Below are 21,761 nucleotides of genomic sequence, written 5' to 3' on the forward strand. Positions count from 1 at the left end.
GATGGCCGTCGGTAATCGGCGAATCTACGAATCACTAGGTCGACCACTAGATTCCGGTAGCGGGGCATGATCGACCCGTCGCTTGCCGATTATCGGGCCATCGACCGAATCTTCTAGAGTCCACTAGATTTGGCTACGAAGCAGCCATCTTCCCTGTCATGAATATCTACGGCTATCTAGCGCTTTGCCGATACGGCAGAATATTGGGCTGATGACGGCACCCGCCGGACGCCACGTCTGTCGACAACGTGACGCCCGGTGAGCGGCCGACCGTATTTGGTCAGGGTGTGGAGTGACTGCGGGTGGACGGCAAGAACGGGCGGAGGAGGTTTTGTTCGGTTGAGGGGCCGAGTTGCCATTCGGCGATCCACGGCCCAGTTCCCTCGCTCGGATCGAACACACCATCCTCCAGCCAGGTGTAGCGGCCGGTGAGCACGCCGCGGGAGAGAGTGCGGTCGTCGTCATCGGTGTTGTCCCAGAGCGCGTCGAACAGCCTGCGCACCCGGACCTTGGATTGCTTGCAGAACACGTCGGCGAGTTCGGTGGCCGCGGTGGCTTCCGGCGCGTTCGCGGTCCGCAGCGACTGTGCCCGCATGCAGGCCGCCGACATCGCGAACAGCTCGGCGCCGATGTCGACGATCCGGCCGAGGAAGTTCTGCTTGTATTCCAGCCCGGCCTGCCAGCGGCCCATCGCGTACATCAGCGACCTGGCCTGCTTGCGCGCGCTGCGCTCGACGAAACGCAGATGCTTTGCCAGCGTGCCGAATTCGGTGTAGGTCGCGGGCACGGTGCCCGAGCCGACCGCGAGCTGCGGGAACCACTTGGCATAGAAGCCGGTCGCGCCGACCGCCGCCTTCGCCTTGTCCTTGAACTCGGCGTTGCGGTCCACCAGCGCGCCCGCCGCGGACATGTGCGCGTCGGCCATCTCCCTGGCGATCAGCAGCCGCATGATCTCGCTGGAACCCTCGAAGATGCGGTTGATGCGCAGATCGCGGACCAGCTGTTCGGCGCCGACCGCGCGTTCGCCACGGGCCGCAAGCGAGGCCGCCGTCTCGTAGCCGCGCCCGCCGCGGATCTGCACCAGCTCATCGGCGATGGCGCAGCTCATTTCGCTGGCCCACAGCTTGGCGAGCGCCGCCTCGATCCGAATGTCGTTGCGCGCCTCGTCGCACATGGCGGCGGACAGGTCGAGCGCCGCCTCCAGCGCGTACGTGGTTGCCGCGATAAAGGAGATCTTCTGGCCGACCGCCTCGTGCTCGCCGACCGGCCTGCCCCACTGCACCCGCTCGGTGCTCCACTCCCTGGCGATCTTCAGCGACCACTTCGCCGACGCGGTGCACAGCGCCGGGATGGCGAGCCTGCCCGCGTTGAGGGTGGTGAGCGCGATCTTCAGGCCATCGCCCTCGCGGCCGATGAGATTGGCCCTCGGCACTCGCACGTTGTACATCCTGGTGACGCCGTTCTCGATGCCGCGCAGACCCATGAAGGCGTTGCGCCGCTCCACCGTGATGCCCGGCGAATCGGCCTCGACGACGAACGCGGAGATACCGCCGCGATGCCCCTCGCTCTTGGGCACCCTGGCCATCACCACCAGCAGCTCGGCGACCACACCGTTGGTGGTCCACAGTTTGACGCCGTTGAGCTCGTAGGCCGTGCCGTCCTCGATCGGCGTGGCGGTGCTCGCCATCCTGGCCGGGTCGGAACCGACGTCTGGCTCGGTGAGCAGGAAAGCGCTGATCGCGCCCGCGGCGCAGCGCGGCAGGAACTCGGCCTTCTGCTCGTCGGTGCCCGCCAGCTTCAGCGGCTCGGGCACGCCGATGGACTGGTGCGCCGAGAGCAGCACGCCGAGGCTCGGGTGGGCCGAGCCGACCAGCATCAGCGCGCGGTTGTAGCCGAACTGGGAAAGGCCCTGTCCGCCATAGGATTCCGGAATCTTCAGGCCGAAGCAGCCGAGCTCGGCAAGCCCCTTGACGTACTCGTCCGGAATCCGGCCCGCCGCTTCGATCACCTGGCCGTCGATGGATTCGCAGAACGGGCGCAGCTTGGCCAGGTATGCCTCGGTGCGGGCGGCGTCTTCGGTCCCCGGCTGGGGGTACGGGTGGATCAGATCGAGCCGGAACCTACCGAGGAACATCTCCTTCGCGAACGATGGTTTGGCCCAGGTGGTTTCGCGAGATTCCTCGACAAGTGCACGGGCCTGTTCTTCGGTGGCGTCGACTTTCGCGGCTGTCGCCATGATGTCCTCCTCGGACGTGATCAGGATCACATTCGAGTGTAAGAACTTTAGTTACCGGCCGGTAGGGCTGCAGGTCGATTGATTTCTATCGATCTCTAATGATCTTGGTAGACAAGCTAATATGGGGTTATCTACCGATGTTCGTATTGTCTGTTTCCCAACTCAGACGCTGCGTAGGTAGCGACCGAAGTGCGGGACGGTGAATCCGATGGTGCCGCGCTCGGCCGAATAGATCAGGCCCTTCTTGATCAGTCCGTCGCGCGCCGGCGAGAGCGAGGCGGGCTTGCGGCCGAGTTCGCTGGCCACCGCCGAGGTGGCCACCGGGCCGTCGTCGCCGGCCAGATCGGCCATGGCACGCATGTACTCTCGCTCAGCCGGCGTTGCCCGTTCGTAGCGGGAGCCGAAGAAGCCGACCGCCAATTCCTCCTCCGCGGTCGGCGCGGCCACCTCGACGTCCTCGGCCGAGATCGGGCTCTCCGGTGCTTGATCCCAGGCCGCTTTGCCGTAGGCCTGCACAAAGTACGGATAACCATCCGCCTTGTGGTACAGCGCATCCAGCGCCTCATCGGTGAACTTCACCTCCTCACGCTCGGCGGGCGCGATCAGCGCGAGGTCGGCCGATTCCCGGTCGAGTCGATCGATGCGGTGATAACTGAACAGCCGCTCGGAGTAACTCTTCGACGCGGACAGCACCGCGGGCAGGTGCGGCAGGCCGGCGCCGACGACGATGAGCGGCGCGGCGTCCTGGCTCAACTCGTGGCAGGCGCCGCAGATCGCGGAGATGTCGGCGGGACCGAGATCCTGCATCTCGTCGATGAAAATCGCGATGCCGACGCCGATTTCGCTGGCCAGCGCCGCCGCCTCGACCAGAAGCTCGACCAGATCGATCTCGATATCGCCGGAATCCGCGCGGCCGGTGACCGCGGGCACGTCGATGCCGGGTTGCCAGCGTTCCCGCATCCCCCTGTCCGCGGTGGCGCGCAGCGCGAAAGCCTTGAGGATGCCGAGGAAGTCGTCGACCCGCTCCGAACTGGGGTGTGCCATCGCGATCGCGCGGACCGCCATGTGCAGCGCGGAGGACAGCGGCCTGCGCAGTTCCTGATCGGGTCGTGCCTCGATCTTGCCGGTGCCCCAGCCGCGCGAGATGGCGGTGGAGCGAAGTTGATTGAGCAGCACCGTTTTTCCGACGCCACGCAGGCCGGTGAGCATGACGCTGCGTTCGGGGCGGCCGCGCGCGATGCGCTCCAGCACGATGTCGAAAGCGGTGAGTTGCTTGTCGCGCCCGGCTAATTCGGGTGGGCGCTGTCCGGCTCCGGGAGCATACGGATTCCGCACGGGGTCCATGCCCGAACACCGTAGCGCGTGCGGTCCGCGAAATCTGTCCATATCTACGGCGTGTCCTAGATATTGCTAGCGGTCGGTATTGCACGATGGCTCTCGCACGGTTGAGATCGGCACGGAAGTCATTACGCTGGTGGCGTTTCCAGCGAGTATCGGAGGGTCATGTCCGACGAACCCACCCCGACCACCGCCGAGGTGGTCGAATCCTGGAACGTGCCACCGGGGGCGATGGTGGCGCGACGTATCCGCGACAACATCCTGGTCGCGATAGAGCGCGGCTATGACGATCCGCAGCTGGTCGCCGACCTCGCGGTCGGGCCGTTGGTGATGGCGCTCGGTCAGCTCGAAGTCGGGCTCGCCGATGCGCGGCGCCGGATCGGCGACCTCGAGCAAGCGCTCGCCGAACGCGACGGCGAAGCCTCGAACGGCCGCGAATCCTGAATTCCCGGCGGACGATTCGGACATTTGCCGCCTATTGGTAACAGACACTTATTCGCCGATATCGTGTCGTGACCCGGTGGGCGTGTCGGGATTCCGGGCGATCGTCCAGGGAGTTTGTCGGGACCGGAAAACTACCAGGTCTGTGCGCTGGACAACACCGCGTCGGCATCGTAATCTCTTCGTGACTTAGTGGAGTCCTGTCGTTTCGAAAGAGAAGCGGCGCCACACAGTTACCGCCTTAGCGGCCGTCGGGGCCATCTTCCCGCCTGCCGTGCCGGGAACACCCACAGTGTTCGACTGGGTGATTCCTTGCGGCCATTTACTGGTCGCTCACCGGTCGGCGGGAGAGTACGAAGATCGGAGACGTAGCTCGGTGGGTAAACACAGCATGCAGCGGGATTCGCGCTTGCCGAATTCCGTCAAGGGTGCCCTCGTCATGGGCGCGGTGGCCGCGACAACCGGCGCGATGCCCGCGATCCCCGCGATGGCGGCAACCATCAACCTCCCCGGACTGGGTAACTTCGATGTTCCTGTGCCGCAGGAATACGAGGCGCCCGTCCAGCAACTCAATCAGCAGATCCAGCAGGCCGTGTCGGCCATGCCGAACGCGCAGCTTCCCGGCGCACCGCAGCAGGCGGCGCCCGGCGTCCCGAATTTCGCGCCGAACATGCCCGGCCTGTTCAACCCCGCGCCCAGTGCCAGCGATATCGCGCTCGACGCCGCCAAGACCAAGGTCGGCGCGATGTACTCCTGGGGTGCCGCAGGGCCCTCCAACTTCGACTGCTCGGGTCTGGTCCAGTGGGCCTACCGGCAGGCCGGCGTCGAACTCCCCCGCACCAGCTTCGAGCAGTCGCACGTCGGCGCTCCGGTGGCCTTCCAGAACCTGCAGCCCGGCGACATCGTCGTGACCAACGGTGGCGGCCACGTCGGCATCTACGCGGGTGACGGCAAGCTGCTCAACGCCGTTCAGTCCGGCTCGCCCGTCTCCTACACCCCGCTCCGCCAGGGCGATATCGTCACCGCACGCCGTATCGTCTAACGAGTGACCCCCGCCGAAAACGGCATCCGTGCGAACGGAAACAAGAGCACCGCGACGCAGGCCCGAGTCGATTCATGGACTTGGGCCGTGCGCCTGTTCAAAACCAGATCGGCTGCCGCCGAGGCCTGCCGGGGCGGCCACGTTCGCGTCAACGGCGTAGCCGCCAAGCCCGCGCAGTCGGTGAAGCCCGGCGACGAGGTGCGCGTCCGCATCAGCGGCATCGAACGCATCGTGATCGTCGAGCAGATCGTCACCAAGCGCGTCAGCGCTCCCCTCGCCGCGCAGTGCCTGATCGACCGCAGCCCGCCGCCACCCTCCCGCGAGATCCTCGCCACCTTGCCGCGCCGCGACCGCGGGTCGGGACGCCCCACCAAACGCGAACGGCGCGAGACCGATCGGCTCCTCGGTCGCACCGACGAGTGAGCGCGGCGTCGAGAGTTATCCTGCGTTGGCGAGCTACGGCGTTCGCGGGTCCGTCGGCACGGCGGACTTGCCGTCGGCACCCTCGCTCGACGCCCGCGCCGCCAGCCGGTTCGCCGCAACCGCGGCCACGGCGATCGTGCACAGCGCGCCGAGCATCAGCGCCGCCGCCTCCCCTGGAATCAGCACGTGCAGTTCGGTACCGACGGTGACGGCGGCGACCGGAACGCCGATCTGCGCTGCGGCCAGCGCACCGTAGCGGAGGGGCTGACCGATCAGCCGCGGGACGAGGTGAACAAGCACCGCGCCTATCCCGAGCGCTAGGCCGAGGGCGATGAGGCGCGGGTGTTCGCCGAAATCGCGCAGGTTGAGTCGAGCGCCGAGCCAGACGAAGAAGAGCGGCCCGAGGAAGCCGTCGTTGATCGCGAAGAGTTGACGGGCCACCCGGCGGGGTTCGCCGATCGCGGCGACCGCGAGCCCGGCGGCGAAGCCCGCCAACATGATCGATACTCGGGTCTGGGTGGCCACCGCGCACAGTGCGAAGAGCACGGCGAGGCTCACGCGGAGCTCGAGCGCGAGCTTGCGGTCCTCGGACAACCGATGCGCCCGGCGGCGCACACCCGACACCGCCAGCCAGCGCAGCAGCACGAAGAGGACGATTCCACAGGCGGCGACCGCCAAGGCGCCGAGCGCAGCGTGGCCCGCATGATCCAGATCGATCGCCAACGGCAGCGCCACCACGCAGGCGATATCGGCGATCGCGACCTGCGCGGTCAGCGCGAGTACCGGCTTGCCGGCCAGCCCGAGCGAGTCGATGATCGGCAACACCAGCGCCGCCGACGAGGAAGCGAGCAGCACCGCGTACATGGCGCCGTGCCCGGTATCGAACCAGTGTGCAACGCCGAAACCCCCAGCGACAGCGAGCAATCCGACCAGTGCCGCGCGCACCGCGCCGACGCCGAGCGCGGACCGGACCGACGGATCCCGCACCGGCACATGGGTTCCCGCGACGAACATGACCACCGCGAACCCCATATCCGCGAGGAACGTGAAGATCGGATCGGCGCTGTACAGCACGCCGAACCCGGTGGCGCCGAAGACAATTCCGGCGATCACCTCGCCGAGGATCACCGGCACGTGCCACGAGCTACGCAGCGCTAGCAGCGGACCGCACAGGCCGAGCGCGAGCACCAGCGCGAGGGTGGAGAAGGTCACGGCATGGCGGCGATCTTCGCCGGAATGGCGATGTTCTCATCCGCCCAGTGGATCGCGCAGACCCGGTGGTAGCCGTCGGCGATCACCATCGGTGCGCCCACCCGGAAATCGCCGCGCACCAGCAGGATCGGCGAAAGCGCCTTGCCATTATTGATCTTGATCAAGTCCCGCCGGACATGCGGATTCTCCGGCGGCAGCAGCTCGAGCCCGGCGGCCCGCAGGATGTCCTTGGCCTTCTTGTGCACGATGGGGCCCGCCCGCAGGTCGTCCACCACGGTCCTGACCACCTTCGGCCCGGCCAGCAACTCCAGGTAGTCGGCGGCTGCCGGATAGTCGTGGTCCTCGGGCTCGTCTTTCCATTTCACGGTGATGATGTCGGTCGCCATGCGCCTCATCATCGCGGTCGACGGCCCGGATCAGCGGGATCTCGACGGTGTTTTGGGCGAGATCAGATCATCGCCACCGGGTCGAGCTGCCCGGCGATATACCGGGCCCGGCATTCGCCGCGGCGCAGCTTCCCGCTGGTGGTCTTGGGGATGCGGCCCGGCTCGACCAGCATGACCGAGCCCGGTATCACCTCGTGGATGGCCGCGACCGCGGCGCGGATCCGGCGGGCGAGCACCGAGAGTTCGGCGGGCTCGATGGCCTCGACGATTCTCAGTTCGGCGACGATGACCAGGTCTTCGCGGCGACCGTCGTCGTGCCCGAACGCCGTCACATGCCCCGGCCGGATCTCGGCGGCGCAGGCTTCGACCGTCGCCTCGATGTCGCCGGGAAAGTGATTGCGGCCGTCGACGACGATCACATCTTTGCGCCGTCCCGCGATGAAAAGCTGGTCGTCGCACCAGAAACCGAGGTCCCCGGTGCGCAGCCAGCGGGCATCGCTGCCGCGCAGGGTGGCGTGGAAAGCCTCGGCGGTGGCATCGGGTCTGCCGTAGTAGCCGTCGCACACATTCGCGCCCGCGACCCAGATCTCGCCGACCCGGCCGGTGGGCAGCTCGGCGCAGGACACCGGGTGCACGATGCGCACGTCCTGGCCGACCGGTGCGCCGCAGCCGACGAGCGTGCTGCCGCCGAGTGGCTGCTCCTCGGCAGGCGGCACCGCCCGGCCTTCGGCGAGCGCGCCGCGATCGAAGTGCCGCACCACGGGTTCGGCGCGCCAATCGCAGATGGTCACGGTGAGCGTCGCCTCGGCCAGGCCGAAGCCCGGCGTGTGTGCGCGGTGCCGGAAGCCGTATGCGGCGAAGGTCTCGGTGAATTCGGTGAGCGCCTCGGGCCGGATCGGTTCGGAGCCGTTGAGCAGCATGTCGAGCCCGGACAGGTCGAGCCCGGCTCGCTCCTCCGGCGTTGTCGCCGAAACCGAGAGGGCCAAACCGAAATTGGGCCCGCCGGTAATGCCCGCGCGGTAGTCGCTCACGGCGCGCAACCATCGGATCGGCCGCTTCGCGAATTCCGCGGGCGACATGGTCAAGCCGTGCACGCCGCAGTAGAGCGGCAGCGACATGCCGAGGATGAGGCCCATGTCGTGGAAGAACGGCAGCCAGGTCAGGATGGGTTTGCCCGGCTCGAGTGCCTGCCGCAGTTGCTCCAGCGCCGTCGTCAGGTTCGCGTGGGTGACCCGGACGCCCGCGGGCGACTGGGTCGAGCCCGAGGTGTACTGCAGATAGGCGAGCTCGGCGCGGAGCGGATCGATGACCGGTTCGGTCGAATCCGCCGACGGGGCGGTGACATCCGCGGCGAGCTCGGCGACCTGACCGAGCGTGGGGCCGAGCACGGACGCACTGGCGGAGTCGCCGTACGACAACAAAGCGAGGGTCGGTCGCGCGTCGGCGAGCACCGCGAGCAGCCGTTCCTTGTTGCGGCTGCCGGCCGCCGGAAACAGCGGCACCGCAATGCGATTGCTGTACAGGCAGGCGAGAAACGCGACGGCGTAATCGAGTCCGTGTGCACAGAGAATGGCAACCCGGTCGCCGGGGGAGCTTCCGTCGCGCACGCGCTCGGCGAGTTCGCCCGCGGCGGCATGCAACCGGGAGTAGGTGATGGAGACGGGTAGTTGCTCGTGCATGCGGTAGCGCAGCTCGGTGTAGGCGATGTCGTCGGGCCGGGCCGCGGCCAACTCGGCGATCCGGGTGGCGAGACTGTTACCGGATGTCATGTGGCCTCGCTGGTGTGTGCGACGACGAGCGGGCCTGTCGTATCGAGCGGCCGTATCGAGAAGTTCGGCGCCGGGTCGGCGCCGGGTGGTGGCCGCTTGGGCAGCTGTCCGCTGTCGAACGAAGTACTCACGGGGGCAAGGAGATTCGACAGCCGCGTCGCCATCGGGGAACTGTCGGCCGTCGGGGTGTAGTCCACTGCCGAGAGGTAGGCCCCGGCATATCGCAGTACCTCCGACAGCAGCGCGGCGCCGTCGCGAGTGTCGAACGCGGCGATACCCGACTGTCGAACAGGTGTGCCCGCAACCGAACCCGTTGCCCACCGGCCCCAGCCGATGCTGAGCACGCCGCGTCCCGGATACGCCGATGCGAGGGAGTCCATCGCGGCATTGGCGGCGGCCTCGGCGGCGTGGCCTGGGCCGCCGAGCGCGCCGGTGGCGGCGGAGAACAGCAGGATGAAGTCGGTCGGATCGGCCGATGTGAGTTCGATCAGGTTGCCCGCCGCGGTCAGTTTGGGCGCGAACAGCGTGGTCAGCTGCCCCGGCGTGATGGCATCGAAGGCGGCGTCCGCCGTGCTGCCCGCCGCGTGCACGAGGCCGCGAATGGTCGAGCCGCAGGCGCGGATGTCGTTGAGCGCGTTGGCCAGATCGCGCCGGTCGGCGGCATCGCAGCGGACCACGACGATCCGATCCTCCCATCCGTCGAGCAGCGGCGGCACCGGGCGTGGCGCGCGGGTGAGCACCACCACGTCGCGGGCACCGCTGTCGAGCAGCCAGCGCACCGCGACCGCGCCGACCGTGCCCAATCCGCCGGTGACCACGTAGGTTCCGGTGGCGTCGATGGTGGCCTGGGTCGACCGGAGCCGCGCGGGGATAAAACGGCGGACGGCGAGATCGCCTGCGGAGATGCGCAATTCGTCGGGGAACGTGGACGTCGGCCCCGGTACCTTCGCAATGAGCCGACCGAGGGGTGCGAGGCTCCTGCTGTCCGCGTCCACCCAGATCAGGCGGACCGCGCGGCGGGATTCGAGCTGCAGTGACCGCACCAGACCGGCGATCGCGTGCGGGGCGGCGACGATATCGGGATCACGGCGCTGCGGCTCAGGCACGGCGGGGGCAGGCAGCACCATGGTCAAGGAGGCGGTGCCGTCGTCGGCGTGCACCCGCTGGAGCAGGTCGAGGACGCGGCCCGCCGTCGCGGCGGCACTGCGGCCCGGCCCGATGGGGCCGGACTTCGTTGCCACCGAGTCTATTTCGGTGGGCCACACGAGAACGAACGCAATGTGTGCGCTGCCGCTGTGCCCGATGGGCAAGGCGGTGATGAGGGGGCGCGCGGCGTCGGGTTCGCGAGCCAGCCGGTCGGTGGGCAGGATGACCGCGAGCGCGTCGGACAACCGGATGGCCAGCTCGGATTCGCCGATCACCAAGGCACGTTCGGCAATTCGGCCGCCCGGCCCGTCGAAGAACCCGGGTTCTGGTGTTTGCCAGCTTTCCTGGCGGAAGGGCACGGGCCGATCGGCAGCTTGCGGCGCCGTGACGATGCGAACGGGCGGATTAGGTCCGGCGAAGCGAATGCGTACGCCGGACAGCGCGAGACAGGGCACGCCGTGCTGGTCGGTACCGATGACATCGCCGGTGAGCCCGGTGGCCGTGCGCTCGCGCAGAAACGCGTGTGCCTCGAGCACGGTCCGATTCGGTTCGGCGGACAGCCAGGCCGATTCGATGCCGGTCGGCAGCGGGATCACCTCGCTGGGCAGGTCGTCGAGGATCGTCGCGGCGAGTAGCTGCAGGCAGCCGGTCAGCGTTGCGGTGCGGTGCAATTCGGCGACATCGAACTGACCGATCGCGCTGTCCGGGCCGGTCGCGATGCCGCGCAGCACCTGGAAACGCGGACCGTAGGCCAACCGCAGCCCGCGCAGTTCGGCGTAGCAGGCGGCGGGTGCGATCATCCGCATGCGGTGCCGCCCAGCCCGATTGGCATCCACGACCCGCATCCATGCGACGATATCCGCGGGGGTGGGGTCACCGACCGGCCGGGCCGAAGCCAGCGCCGCGGCCTCCGTGACCTGCGCCCGTAGACTTCCGTCGCCGTGCCTGCGATAGCTCACCTCCGGCAACGCCGACAGCTCGGTGCGTTCGTGCACCACGAAATCGGTGAGCATTGTCGCTCCCCCGGTCCCCGAGCGGGCCAGATGCAGCAGCCTGCGCAGCCAGAACGTCGCCGGCACGGTCGGCACGCCGTCGATCACGTGATCGGTGAGATCCTCAGGGGGGAAGTCGGATTCGGCGTCATCCGATTTCGCGGTGGCGGTGATCGAGGGGAACCGGCGCTTGCGCCACGCTCGCCGTGGCGGGGAGCGGAACGGGCCTTGCGCGGACCAGTCGACCGGTCGTCCTTCCAGCTGGAGCCGAGCCAGGCAGGTGAGGAACCCGCCTGCCTCGTCGTCGCGAGTTGCCACCGGGTGGGTGGCGTCGCGGAACTCGGGATACTGCCGCACGGCGTCGGCCAGCAGCGGATGCGGCGCGATCTCCAGCACGGTCGTCAGCCCGTCCGCAGCGGCGTGTTCCAGTGCGGCAGCGAGTTCGACTGCTCCCGAGGCGTTCTCGACCCAGTAGGTGCCGTCCATGGCCGCCGTGGTGATCAATTCGGCCTGGCGGGCAGTGGAATACACGGGTGTGTGCGGCGGCATCGGCTGCAGATCCGCGAGCGCTTCGACGAATTCCGTTGGCACGCTGGTGACCAGCGGACTGTACGCGGTGGCGTCGTCGGCGATCCGCAACGCGGGCATAGCGCGGCGCTTGGCCCGCCGGACCAACGTATCGATGTAGCGCGGTGTCCCGGAGACGAGCACCGACCGCGGCCCATTGACCGCCGCGATGGCCACCTGCGTGCGCATCGGTTCCACCAGCTTCGCCGCCTCGTGTGGTGCCGCGTCCAGCAGTGCCATCGCCTGCCTGCCATCCGCTGCGGTCGGTATCTTGCCGCGCCACACCACGATCAGCGCCGCGTCGGACAGCGACAGCGCACCGCCGACGACGGCGGCGGCGATCTCGCCGAGTCCGTGCCCGGCCACCGCGTCGGGCCGAATGCCCCACGCCGCCAGCAACTCCGCCATCGCCACCTGGAACGCGAAGATCGCGGGATAGGCGAATGTCCTAGCGTGCGAGCCGTTTCCGGAGCTGCCATCGGCAGCCAGCGCGAAGCCGTGCCGCGGCGTCCAGATCCGCGGGCCGCCGGCCGTCACGATCGCGTCGGCGGCCTTGGCCACGGTGCTCGCGAAGGCGCTGTGTCGCGCCGCGAGCGCCCGCCCCATCGCGAGATGCTGTCCGCCTTGCCCGGCGAACAGGAACAACACGCCACCGCGCCGCCGCGTCGCGGACGGACCGATCGCCGTGCTCGAATCGTCCTCGGCGAGCGCCCGCAGCTGCCGCACCGCGTCAGCACGGTCACCCGTCAGTACGCATGCCCGAGTGCGCTCAGGCATCAATCGGGCTGCGGCGGAAGCGAATTCGCGCAGCGACTCAGCGCGGAGGGTGAGCCGGTCGGCGAACCGAAGGGCCTGGGCGGCGAGATCCGCGGCGTCGCGGCCGCTGACCGGGATCAACAGCGGCGGGTCGTCCCCGCGGCCGACCCGGGGGATATCGACACCGCGCAGCACCGCGTGCGCGTTGGTGCCGCCGAAGCCGAACGAGCTGACACCCGCGCGGCGTTCATCGAGCGGCACCGTGCTCCAGTCGACGGGTGCGATCGGCACCCGCAGGCCGCGTTCGGCCAGCTGCACAAGCGGGCTCTCGGTGCGGCATCCGGGGGTGGGCGCGATGACGCCGTGGTGAATGGTCAGCGCCGCCTTGATCAGGCCGGTGACGCCCGATGCGGCCTCCAGCTGGCCGATGTTGGACTGCACCGAGCCGATCCAGATCGGTTCCGTACTCGCCGAAGTGTCATGTGCGACAACGGCAGCCAGCGCACCGACCTCGACCGCATCGCCCGCCGGCGTTCCGGTGCCGTGGCATTCGAAATATCCGGCGGTCCGCGGCTCGAGCTCGGCGCGCGCCCAGGCGGCGCGCATCGTGTCCTGCTGTGCGCGACCGTTCGGCGCGTGCAGCCCGTTGGAACGTCCATCCGAACCGACCGCTGTCCCGGCGATCTCCGCGTACACCCGATTGCCCTCGCGCACCGCGTCTTCGGTGCGCTGCAGAATCACTACGGCACAGCCTTCGCCGCGCGCGTAGCCGTCCGCGGTGGCGTCGGACGGTTCGACGCGTCCATCCGGCGCCAGAAATCCGGCTGCCGTCAGGTAGTTCGAGGCGTGCGGCAGCTGTGTGAGATGCACACCGCCGACGATCGCGAAAGGCACCGCGGCGTCGGCGAGCAGCCGCACCGCCAGGTCGACGGCGGCCAGCGACGACGAGCACGCACTGTCCAGCACCAGGCTCGGCCCGCGCAGATCGAGCACGTAGGACAGGCGGTTGGCGATGAGGCTGAGCGCGGAACCGGCGACCGCGTAGTGCGCGTCGAAGCCGTCGCGCCCGAGCACGGCGATGCCGTGGTCGTAGCTGCCCGCGCCGAAGACCACGGCCGCACCCGAACTCTTTGCGCGGTAACCGATCCCGGCGTCATCGAGAGCCTCGACCGAGACCTCCATGGCCAGCCGCTGTTGCGGATCGAGCAGCGCGGCCTCCCGGTCGGCAATCGCGAACCACTCGTTGTCGAACGCGTCGAGGCCGTCCAGATATCCGCCGCGCCTGGTGCCGAGGCGCCCGGCCGGTGGCGGTCCGGTGGCGTCGCGGCCCGCGAGTAGGAGCCGCCAGAATTCGTCGCCGCCCTCGGCTCCCGGTACCCGGCAGCCGATCCCGACGATGGATATCCCGGTCATCGCATCGCGAGATACTCGACCAATTGGTTTATGTCGGGGTAGTCGTAAATCGCGGTCAGCGAGACCTCGACACCCATGGCATCCTCGAGCCGCGCCGTCAGCCGGGCCAGCTGGGTGGAGCTCAGGCCCAGATCGGAAAACGGCGCGTCGGTGCAGACGGCGGTCGCGTCGACGCCGAGCAGCTCGGCCACGGCCGTTACCGCCGTGGTCGTCAGCGCCGCACGACTGCGCACCATCGAGCTCCGATCCATCCCAGACGCACTACCCCCGAAGCGGCGGCTCGTCTCGACCGCCCAGGTACACCCCCCGCGATTATGCCGAGATATCGCACTATGGAGAAGAGTCTTTTGCGTGGCCTGCGTCCCGCTGCGCCGACGAGGCCCATCACCTACCGTTGCCGGGTGAGCGAAAACCCCGCACGGCTGGCCGATGGACGGCAAGGAACCCTCGGCACGCTGGTGCGCTGTTGCGCCGCACTGGCCGCGACGCCGGCCCGCCTGCTCCGGCCGCGCCGCCCCGACCAGGAGTTTCTGGCGAGCCTGGTCGCCGCGCCCGCCCCGAAGGCCACCGCGACGGTCCGGCTGACCGCGCTGCCGCAGGCCACCATGTCCGCGCCGACCATCATCGTCGCCGAGGGCGTGCGCAGTTTGCGCGAGTTGCCGATGTCGATGGGTGCGTTCTTGGTCGAGCATCCGAAGGCCAGATTTCTCGTCGATCCCGCCATCTGCGCTGACGTGCACGCGCGAGTGCTGCCGGGGCATCCCTTCCCGATCGGCAAACTGGTGTCGCCGGACAAGCCGGTGCTCGGGCTGAGCAACGCGCTCGCGGCCCGCGACCTCGCGGTCACCGATATCGACTTCACCCTGGCCACCCACCTGCACTGGGACCACGTCGCGGGCCTGCTCGAGCTGCCCGACTCGACCGAACTCCGGGTTCCGGCGGTGGAATACGACTGGGCCATGCGGGGCGCGACCGCGCCGATCGGCGTGATTCGCGAACCGTTGCGCGGCCAGTCCGTCGCGCCGGTGGAACTCGACGGTCCGCCCGTGCTCACCTTCCCGCGCAGCCACGACGTCTTCGGCGATGGCGCAGTTGTCCTCGTCGACTTGGCGGGGCACACCCCGGGCAGCATCGGTGTGCTGCTCGCGGTGGACGATGGCAGCCGGGTACTGCTGGCCGGCGACGCGGTCTGGAACACTCTGCAGGTCAAGCTGATCCGGGAGAAGGCTCCGATGCCGGGCAATCTCTTCGACGCCGACCGTGACGCCGCGTTCCGCACCATCCAGCGCTTGCACGCGCTCCCGGCCGACGTCGAGGTCATCGCCAGCCACGACTACGACGCCGTGCTGGCCCGCGCGGTCAGGTGAACCGCGGCGTCGGCACCCGCTGATCGGCGGCCGCCGGACCCTGCTGCCACTCGGGTCCGGCGGCTGATCAATACCTCAGCTGGCCCGCAGGCCGATGATCAGGCCGTCTTTGGTGCAGCTGGACGGGGTGGCGGGGTCGGGCTGGGCGCCGCATTGCCAGCCCTCGATCGTCTGGGTGTCGGTATTGCTGACCGTGGTGGCGTAGGTCGTCGCGACATTGATCGCTTCGGTGCAGCCGACGCGGCCCGCGGCGGTGCCGACTGCGATGACGGTGCGGGTGCCGCCGCCCGCGTCGGTGACCGGGCCGCAGTCGACGTCGTCCACCACGGGGGCCGGGGCTTGCTTACTCGCGTTGGCGGTGTGCAGCGGGGCCGCGGTCGCGGCGGAGGTGACGATGGCGTGCACCGAGTGGTCCTCGGTGGCGGCCTTGCCGCAGCCGGTCGCACCGGCCACTGCCGCGAGGGCGGTAGCGGCGATTATCACGAGGTTGGCGGGTTTCACCGAGTTGGCTCCTGATCTCTAGGCGAAGCGACCGAATCGGTGCGGATGCACTGAGATTCGGCCATAGCGGTCATGTTGCCAGTACCCATTCGAGCACCGCGCCACTCGCCGAACCTGGATCAGCGGCGGGTGATCGACGTCAGCGCCTGCGCCGCGGCCAGCGAACCAGCGGTGACGAGTTCGAGATTCGCCAGCGCCGCCTCGTGCGCTGCCACGCTGGCCGCGGCGGTGCAATCGGCCACCGGATGCACGGTGAAGCCGAGATCGGTCGCGTGTCTCGCGGTCTGCTCCACGGTCAGATTGGTCGCGACACCGGTGACGAACAACGTATCGATGCCCTGGCCTGCGAACCACTCGGCCAGTTTGCTGCCCGCCAGCCCGGACAGCTTCTGGTTGTCGAAGACCTCGCTCGCCTGCGCGGCCATCTCCGAGATGAGCTGACTACCAGGCGAATCCGGCCGGAACTCGGTCTGCGCCGCACCCACCGACCGCATGAAGCCGGTATTGCGCACCAGCTCACCCTCGCCCACCGGGATGGTGAACCGGGTGAAGATCAGCGGAACACCGTGTGCGGCGGCGGCTTCGTGGAAGTCCACCGCGCGCGCGACGACCCCGCTGGCCGCGACCGGTGCCGCGAGCATGGGCCCGAAGAAGCCTTCGGGCTTGATCACATTCACCTGCCAGTGCAAGGCGAGCACGGCTGCGCGGATACGAGGGATCGCCATCTCCCGACCCTACCGCCGGGCCCGCTGGTCAGGATGAATAATCTTTGCGCAGTTGCACTTTCACGACCTTGCCGCTGGCATTGCGCGGCAACTCCGCGACGAGCACCAGATCCTTGGGATGCTTGTAGCGAGCCAGGTTCTCGTTGAGGAACAGCGTCAGCTCGTCCAGCGTCAGCTCGTCCTCGGGACTGTTGAGCGCGACAACGGCGACCGGCACCTCGCCCCATTTCTCGTGCGCCCGGCCGATCACCGCGGCCTCGCGGATCTTCGGGTGCGCGAAGAGCACGTTCTCCACCTCCGCGCAGTAGATGTTCTCGCCGCCGGAGATGATCATGTCCTTCTTGCGGTCCACCACCCAGACGAAGCCCTCCTCGTCCTGGCTGACCAGGTCGCCGGAGTGGAACCAGCCGCCGGCGAACGCCTCCGCCGTCGCCTCGGGCTTGTTCCAATAGCCCTGCATGAGAGTCGGCCCCCGATAGACGATTTCGCCGATCTCACCCGGCGCGACATCGTTCATCTCGTCGTCGACGACCCTGGCCTGAATGGTCGGGATGGGCTTGCCGACCGAACCGAGCTTGCGCAGCGCGTCCTTGCCGTCGAGCACACAGGTGATCGGCGACATCTCGGTTTGCCCGAACACCGCGACGTTGAACGCGTTCGGGAAGCAGTCGGCCATCGCCCGCAGCACCGTGTCGGAGGCGGGGGCGGCACCCCAGCTGAGTGCGGTCAGCGCGAGTTTGCGCTCCTTCACCCTGGGTTCGGCGCAGATGGCCTGCCACTGGGCGGGTACGCAGAACGCGCTCGTCGCCTGCTCGCGCTCGACCGCGTCGAGGAACTCGGTGGCGTCGAACGCGCCGAGCGGATGCAGCACGGTCTTCGCGCCGAGCAGGAAACACGGTGCGAGACTGCCGAGTCCGGCGATATGGAACAGCGGTGAGGTGCAGAACCCGATCGAGCTCTGTTCGGTCGCGAGTGCCCGAATGACCGTCAGCGCTTGGGAATTCATGTTCGCGTAGGACAGGATCGCGCCCTTCGGGCTGCCCGTGGTGCCCGAGGTGTACATGATCAGCGAGGGCGTGTCCTCGGGGATGTCGAGCGGGGTATGCGGTTCGCCGCCCTCGGCGAGCACCTCCTCGAAACCGAACACCCCGTCCGCGCTCGCGCCGCCGATCACGAAACATGTTTCCAGCGTGTCGGATTGCGACTGAACGGCGGTGGCCAGCGGCAGCAGCATGGTGTCGGTGACGATCGCCTTCGCGCCGCTGTCGCCGACGATGTAGGCCACCTCGGGCGGGGTGAGGCGGAAGTTGACCGGGACCGCGATGGCACCGAGCGCGTTGATGCCGAACACGGCCTCCACGTATTCGGGGTAGTTCAGCGCGAGGATCAGCACCCGGTCGCCGAAGCCGACACCGCGGCGGGCGAGCGCGTCGGCGAACTTCAGCGAACGCTCGTGCAGCTGGCGCCAGGTGGTGTCGGTGCCGCGGAACCGCAGCGCGACCGCGTCCGGGCGCATCTGCGCGTGCACGGCGACCTGGTTGTTCCAGTGATTGCGCCGCGACCTGAGCGGCTCGTCGAGCGAAGTGCTCACCAGCCCCGCCGGCTGCCGTCCCCCATGTACACCGGTGGTCATACCACGAACTCCTCTCGGACCGGCACCCGCGTCCGCCGGGATGGCCGACCGCTGTGACGGGCTGAATGAGCGCAGAATATCAACTAACTTAACCCGTCGGCAAGAGTTTGGGAGATGAACCGTCGTTAATCCGACCGAGGCGGCATTTCGATCGGCAAATGCGGCTTCAACTGCTATTTTACCGCTGCATCGAGCCGTCCCGGCGGGGCGACGACGGCTCGATATCGGCACGGCGATGCGAATGTCGGCTTACTTATGGGTTGAACCCGAGTGGATTTTCGTGTCACCATTCAGGTCTTCGGGCGAACTGGCACGCCCGCGCGAGGCAAGAGGAGAGCGCAATGCTGCGGACCAGGTTCACCGAGACGTTCGGCGTGCAACACCCGATCGTGCAGGGCGGCATGATGTGGGTCGGCCGTGCCGAACTCGTCGCGGCCGTCGCCAACGCGGGCGGGCTCGGCTTCATCACCGCCCTCACCCAGCCGACGCCGGACGACCTGCGCCGCGAGATCGCCCGCACCAGGGAGCTGACCGACAAGCCGTTCGGCGTGAACGTCACCATCCTGCCGTCGATCAACCCGCCGCCGTACGCCGAGTACGTACAGGCGATCATCGACAGCGGCATCAAGATCGTCGAGACGGCGGGCAGCAATCCGGAGCCGTTCCTGCCGTACTACAAGGACGCGGGTATCAAGGTGCTGCACAAGTGCACCAGCGTGCGGCACGCGCTCAAGGCGCAGCGGATCGGCGTCGACGGCGTCAGCATCGACGGCTTCGAATGCGCGGGCCACCCCGGCGAAGACGACGTGCCAGGCCTGATCCTGATTCCCGCCGCCGCACGGGTGCTCGACATTCCGATGATCGCGTCCGGCGGTTTCGCCGATGCCAGCGGCCTGGTCGCCGCCCTAGCCCTAGGCGCGGACGGCGTCAACATGGGCACCCGCTTCCTGTGCACCCAGGAGTCCGCGGTGCACCAGAAGGTCAAGGAACAGATCGTCGCGCACACCGAGCGCGACACCCAGCTGATCTTCCGCACCATGCACAACACCGCCCGCGTCGCCGACAACGAGATCAGCCGCAAGGTCGTCGAGATCGAGAAAGCAGGCGGCACTTTCGAAGACGTCCGCGACCTCGTCGCCGGCGCCCGCGGCCGCCGCGTCTTCGAAGAAGGCGACCTAGACGCAGGCATCTGGAGCGCAGGCCAGGTCCAAGGCCTGATCCACGACATCCCCACCTGCGCCGAACTCATCACCCGCATAGTCACCGAAGCCGAATCCCTCATCACCGCCCGCCTAGCCCACACCGTCGTCCACTAACCCCCCGCCGACATGACGCACGAAGCATGCTGTTGACGCAGGTTGCAACATCCGTCAAGAGCACGCTTCGTACGTCAAGTGCTTCTACATGGCTAGGGAGGGAGGGGCGGGGATGGGGGTTGGGGGTGGGTTGTAGGTGTGCCAGGCGTTGGCGAGGCGGTGGGCTGCTTCGGTGAGGGTTGGTGGGGGGTGTAGGTAGTGGATGCGGATGTGGGTTTCGCTGGTGCCGGTGGGGTCCAGGCCACTGCCGGGGAGGATGGCGACGCCGTGGCGGAGGGCGGCCTGGGTGAAGGAGGTGCCGTCGCCGTGCGGCAAACGGATCCAGAGGGTTTGGCCGCCTGTGACCGCGGGGGCGTGCCAATCCGGTAGTAGCCGGGTTAGTTCGGCGCGTAGGTGGTCGTGCCTGGCTTGTCGTTCGGGGGCGCGTCGGGCGCAGATGGTGGCTAGGTGTGGTAGCAGGTCGGCGGCGGCCAGCTGGGTGGGGACGTCGCCGCCTAGGTCGTGTACCGCGCGGATGCGGGCGAGTTGGGCGATGGTGGGTGCCGCGGCGCGGACCCAGCCGATGCGGAGGCCGCCCCACACCGTCTTGCTCAGTGAGCCGACGGTGATGACCGCGTCCGAGTGGACGGCCAGCGGTGGCGGGGTGCTGAAGCCGGGGAAGCCGAGCTCGGCGAGTACCTCGTCCTCGATGAGCGGAACGCCGAGCGCGGCCGCGGTTTCCGCCAACCGCCTGCGTGCCGGCGGCGGGAGCACCGACCCGGTCGGGTTCTGGAAGGTGGGGATCACGTAGGCGAGCGCGGGACGGTGATCGTGTGCGGCCGCGGCAAATCCGGCCAGCCCAGGTGAAAGGCTTTGGATCACCGCCGCTTTCGCACGAAAAGCTTCGAGTGCGGGCGGCGAGCTCGGCGATTCCATCAGCACCCGGTCGCCCGGCTGCAGGAAACAGCGGGCCAGCAGCGAAAGCGCCTGTTGCCCACCGGTGGTGACCAGTATCTGCTCGAAAGAGGTTGGTACACCACGGTTCCGGTAGTACTCGGCCACGGCGTGCCGCAGCCGGGGATGGCCGGTCGGGTAGTACCCGATATCGCTGGTGGTCGCGGCCAGCTCGGGCAGAATCCGGGCGTAGCACTCGGCCAGCTCCGCCGGTGGGGCATCGGGCGCCGCGCAGGCCAGCGGAATGACATCCGCGCGCGGCTCGAGCAGATCGAGAAATACCGGCGCACTCGTGGTTTCGGCGGGCCTGGCGAGCGGATCCCCGGCCACCCTGGTCCCGCTGCCCTGCCGCCGGACGATCCGGCCTTCGGACTGCAGCAGGTCGTAGGCGGCGACCACGGTGCTTCGCCCCACCGCCAGGGTGCTCGCCAGCACCCGGTCCGGCGGCAGCGGGGTGCCCGCGGGCAGCTCACCGTCATCGATCAGGCGACGCAGTCGCGCGGCCAGCAGCGCGTACAACGCGCCACGGCCCGCCGACCAGCGGCCGAGGCGTTCGGCGACATTGATTGGATCCATAACCAAACCAATTCTGCCCGATTGGCCATGGCGTCGCGACGGCGGCCGTCCGACGATTACCGTCATGACAGCAGCAAGAATCACCGGTCCGGTATCGATCAAGGACGTGGTCGCCGGGCTGCCCGGCCCCTTTCAGCAGCGCGAGCTGGCCGTCGTCAACGACACCGTCGTCCGCGTCGCCCAGCTGGCGGGCGAATTCCCGTGGCACCAGCACGACGAGGACGAACTGTTCCTGTGCTGGGACGGCTCGTTCCGGATCGAGTTGGCCGGACACGACCCGGTCACCCTGCACCCGGGGGAACTCTTCGTGGTGCCCAAGGGTGTTCGGCACCGTCCCGTCGCCGAGCGGCCCGCGCACACCCTGTTGATCGAGCGCCCGGAGACCGCGCAGTACGGGAACTGAGTCAGCGTGCTCGGACCCGCCCGGACAGGCCGGGTCCGATCAGGCGTTCCAGGCGTTGGTACGCCTCGGTGGGCGCCATCGGCGGATCCGCGTCGGCGATCGCACCGAGCACGCCGACCACCCCCCAGGACAGGAAGGTCACGGTCGATTCGAATTCGGCGTCGTCCATGTCGAGCCGCGCGGCAAGGCGCTCGGCGAGGATCTCCGCGACCATTTCCCGCGTGGTCCGCAGCAACAGGGCACCGCTCTTGCGGCCGAGCAAGGCCTGGTACACCTCAGGATTCGCGGCGGCCAACTGAAACAGTGTGTGCACCGGCGCGAGTGGCGTCGTGGCGTCGGCACCGGCGTCGGTGCCCGGCGCGGTGACCGCGGCACGCAGATAGTCGGTGCTGCTCAGCAGCAGCAGGTCGTCCTTGTCCCGGAAGTGCGCGTAGAACGTGGACCGTCCGACATCGGCCCGATGCAGTATGTCCCGCACCGAGATTCGGTCGTAGCCGCGCTCGAGCATGAGTTCGATCAACGCCCGATGCAGCAGGCTTTTCGTCCGCCGTACCCGGCGATCCGTGCTGCCCGTCAGTCTTTTCAC

The 21,761-nt window shown here is 68.4% G+C and carries 18 protein-coding genes; 6 read left to right on the forward strand and 12 right to left on the reverse strand.

The genetic code is table 11. The features are described from left to right. Positions 1-280: 280 nt before the first annotated feature. Both ACIBCN_RS29680 and ACIBCN_RS29685 read right to left on the reverse strand, forming a co-directional pair. Positions 281-2,236 (reverse strand): acyl-CoA dehydrogenase family protein, encoded by a 1,956-nt coding sequence (locus ACIBCN_RS29680; protein WP_396994997.1) that lies wholly within the window; start codon positions 2,234-2,236, stop codon positions 281-283. 162 nt (positions 2,237-2,398) lie between these two features. Continuing rightward, on the reverse strand, positions 2,399-3,580 hold the full coding sequence (locus tag ACIBCN_RS29685) for an AAA family ATPase (RefSeq protein WP_396994998.1): 1,182 nt from the start codon (positions 3,578-3,580) through the stop codon (positions 2,399-2,401). A 159-nt stretch (positions 3,581-3,739) separates the two neighbouring features. Between ACIBCN_RS29685 and ACIBCN_RS29690 the strand changes: the two genes are divergently transcribed. The 3 genes from ACIBCN_RS29690 to ACIBCN_RS29700 all read left to right on the forward strand — a co-directional run bounded on the left by ACIBCN_RS29690 (position 3,740) and on the right by ACIBCN_RS29700 (position 5,480). Next, entirely contained in the window at positions 3,740-4,018 is a 279-nt protein-coding gene (locus ACIBCN_RS29690) for a hypothetical protein (RefSeq protein WP_396994999.1), read from the forward strand. 436 nt (positions 4,019-4,454) lie between these two features. Then, a complete protein-coding gene (locus tag ACIBCN_RS29695) occupies positions 4,455-5,057 on the forward strand; it encodes a C40 family peptidase (protein WP_396995175.1) in 603 nt (200 codons plus the stop codon). A gap of 3 nt (positions 5,058-5,060) precedes the next feature. Further along, positions 5,061-5,480, forward strand: coding sequence for an RNA-binding S4 domain-containing protein (locus ACIBCN_RS29700; RefSeq protein ID WP_396995000.1), 420 nt, complete (start codon positions 5,061-5,063; stop codon positions 5,478-5,480). Positions 5,481-5,513: 33 nt separating this feature from the next. Here ACIBCN_RS29700 and ACIBCN_RS29705 read toward each other — a convergent pair whose 3' ends face one another. The 5 genes from ACIBCN_RS29705 to ACIBCN_RS29725 form a co-directional block, all read right to left on the reverse strand. Further along, positions 5,514-6,692 (reverse strand): cation:proton antiporter, encoded by a 1,179-nt coding sequence (locus tag ACIBCN_RS29705; protein ID WP_396995001.1) that lies wholly within the window; start codon positions 6,690-6,692, stop codon positions 5,514-5,516. Further along, positions 6,689-7,066 (reverse strand): hypothetical protein, encoded by a 378-nt coding sequence (locus tag ACIBCN_RS29710; RefSeq protein ID WP_396995176.1) that lies wholly within the window; start codon positions 7,064-7,066, stop codon positions 6,689-6,691. Before ACIBCN_RS29710 ends, ACIBCN_RS29705 begins: the two co-directional genes overlap by 4 nt. A gap of 74 nt (positions 7,067-7,140) precedes the next feature. Beyond that, a complete protein-coding gene (locus ACIBCN_RS29715) occupies positions 7,141-8,847 on the reverse strand; it encodes a fatty acyl-AMP ligase (RefSeq protein WP_396995002.1) in 1,707 nt (568 codons plus the stop codon). Beyond that, entirely contained in the window at positions 8,844-13,721 is a 4,878-nt protein-coding gene (locus ACIBCN_RS29720) for a type I polyketide synthase (protein ID WP_396995003.1), read from the reverse strand. The genes ACIBCN_RS29715 and ACIBCN_RS29720 overlap by 4 nt, the downstream gene beginning before the upstream one ends. Further along, complete coding sequence (locus tag ACIBCN_RS29725; RefSeq protein ID WP_396995004.1) at positions 13,718-13,957, reverse strand: acyl carrier protein; 240 nt, start codon at positions 13,955-13,957, stop codon at positions 13,718-13,720. Before ACIBCN_RS29725 ends, ACIBCN_RS29720 begins: the two co-directional genes overlap by 4 nt. Before the next feature lie 165 nt (positions 13,958-14,122). Here ACIBCN_RS29725 and ACIBCN_RS29730 point away from each other — a divergent pair, with 165 nt between their 5' ends. Then, positions 14,123-15,088, forward strand: coding sequence for an MBL fold metallo-hydrolase (locus ACIBCN_RS29730; RefSeq protein ID WP_396995005.1), 966 nt, complete (start codon positions 14,123-14,125; stop codon positions 15,086-15,088). Between the two features lie 75 nt (positions 15,089-15,163). On the opposite strand, the gene ACIBCN_RS29735 is transcribed toward ACIBCN_RS29730, so the two are convergent. The 3 genes from ACIBCN_RS29735 to fadD5 all read right to left on the reverse strand — a co-directional run bounded on the left by ACIBCN_RS29735 (position 15,164) and on the right by fadD5 (position 17,947). After that, positions 15,164-15,589: a hypothetical protein gene (locus ACIBCN_RS29735; protein ID WP_396995006.1), complete on the reverse strand. Its 426-nt coding sequence runs from the start codon at positions 15,587-15,589 to the stop codon at positions 15,164-15,166. A gap of 119 nt (positions 15,590-15,708) precedes the next feature. After that, on the reverse strand, positions 15,709-16,314 hold the full coding sequence (locus ACIBCN_RS29740; RefSeq protein ID WP_396995007.1) for a cysteine hydrolase: 606 nt from the start codon (positions 16,312-16,314) through the stop codon (positions 15,709-15,711). Positions 16,315-16,342: 28 nt separating this feature from the next. Continuing rightward, a complete protein-coding gene (fadD5, locus tag ACIBCN_RS29745; protein WP_396995008.1) occupies positions 16,343-17,947 on the reverse strand; it encodes a fatty-acid--CoA ligase FadD5 in 1,605 nt (534 codons plus the stop codon). Between the two features lie 341 nt (positions 17,948-18,288). Here fadD5 and ACIBCN_RS29750 point away from each other — a divergent pair, with 341 nt between their 5' ends. Further along, on the forward strand, positions 18,289-19,263 hold the full coding sequence (locus tag ACIBCN_RS29750) for an NAD(P)H-dependent flavin oxidoreductase (RefSeq protein WP_396995009.1): 975 nt from the start codon (positions 18,289-18,291) through the stop codon (positions 19,261-19,263). An 84-nt stretch (positions 19,264-19,347) separates the two neighbouring features. On the opposite strand, the gene ACIBCN_RS29755 is transcribed toward ACIBCN_RS29750, so the two are convergent. Continuing rightward, positions 19,348-20,772, reverse strand: coding sequence for a PLP-dependent aminotransferase family protein (locus ACIBCN_RS29755; protein ID WP_396995010.1), 1,425 nt, complete (start codon positions 20,770-20,772; stop codon positions 19,348-19,350). A gap of 64 nt (positions 20,773-20,836) precedes the next feature. Here ACIBCN_RS29755 and ACIBCN_RS29760 point away from each other — a divergent pair, with 64 nt between their 5' ends. Further along, the gene (locus tag ACIBCN_RS29760) at positions 20,837-21,175 is read left to right on the forward strand and encodes a cupin domain-containing protein (protein ID WP_396995011.1); all 339 of its coding nucleotides are present in this window, start codon (positions 20,837-20,839) and stop codon (positions 21,173-21,175) included. Between the two features lies 1 nt (position 21,176). Here the strand turns inward: ACIBCN_RS29760 and ACIBCN_RS29765 are convergent, their stop codons facing one another. Beyond that, a complete protein-coding gene (locus ACIBCN_RS29765) occupies positions 21,177-21,761 on the reverse strand; it encodes a TetR/AcrR family transcriptional regulator (RefSeq protein ID WP_396995012.1) in 585 nt (194 codons plus the stop codon).

Source organism: Nocardia sp. NPDC051052 (assembly GCF_044456045.1).
GTDB lineage: Bacteria > Actinomycetota > Actinomycetes > Mycobacteriales > Mycobacteriaceae > Nocardia.

Excerpts from the sequence above, each read along its gene's own strand:
- fadD5 (WP_396995008.1), bottom strand. The coding sequence starts at position 17,947 with ATGACCACCGGTGTACATGGGGGACGGCAGCCGGCGGGGCTGGTGAGC.
- ACIBCN_RS29695 (WP_396995175.1), top strand. The coding sequence starts at position 4,455 with ATGGGCGCGGTGGCCGCGACAACCGGCGCGATGCCCGCGATCCCCGCG.
- ACIBCN_RS29685 (WP_396994998.1), bottom strand. The coding sequence starts at position 3,580 with ATGGACCCCGTGCGGAATCCGTATGCTCCCGGAGCCGGACAGCGCCCA.
- ACIBCN_RS29680 (WP_396994997.1), bottom strand. The coding sequence starts at position 2,236 with ATGGCGACAGCCGCGAAAGTCGACGCCACCGAAGAACAGGCCCGTGCA.
- ACIBCN_RS29715 (WP_396995002.1), bottom strand. The coding sequence starts at position 8,847 with ATGACATCCGGTAACAGTCTCGCCACCCGGATCGCCGAGTTGGCCGCG.
- ACIBCN_RS29760 (WP_396995011.1), top strand. The coding sequence starts at position 20,837 with ATGACAGCAGCAAGAATCACCGGTCCGGTATCGATCAAGGACGTGGTC.
- ACIBCN_RS29720 (WP_396995003.1), bottom strand. The coding sequence starts at position 13,721 with ATGACCGGGATATCCATCGTCGGGATCGGCTGCCGGGTACCGGGAGCC.
- ACIBCN_RS29740 (WP_396995007.1), bottom strand. The coding sequence starts at position 16,314 with ATGGCGATCCCTCGTATCCGCGCAGCCGTGCTCGCCTTGCACTGGCAG.
- ACIBCN_RS29755 (WP_396995010.1), bottom strand. The coding sequence starts at position 20,772 with ATGGATCCAATCAATGTCGCCGAACGCCTCGGCCGCTGGTCGGCGGGC.
- ACIBCN_RS29750 (WP_396995009.1), top strand. The coding sequence starts at position 18,289 with ATGCTGCGGACCAGGTTCACCGAGACGTTCGGCGTGCAACACCCGATC.
- ACIBCN_RS29725 (WP_396995004.1), bottom strand. The coding sequence starts at position 13,957 with ATGGTGCGCAGTCGTGCGGCGCTGACGACCACGGCGGTAACGGCCGTG.
- ACIBCN_RS29690 (WP_396994999.1), top strand. The coding sequence starts at position 3,740 with ATGTCCGACGAACCCACCCCGACCACCGCCGAGGTGGTCGAATCCTGG.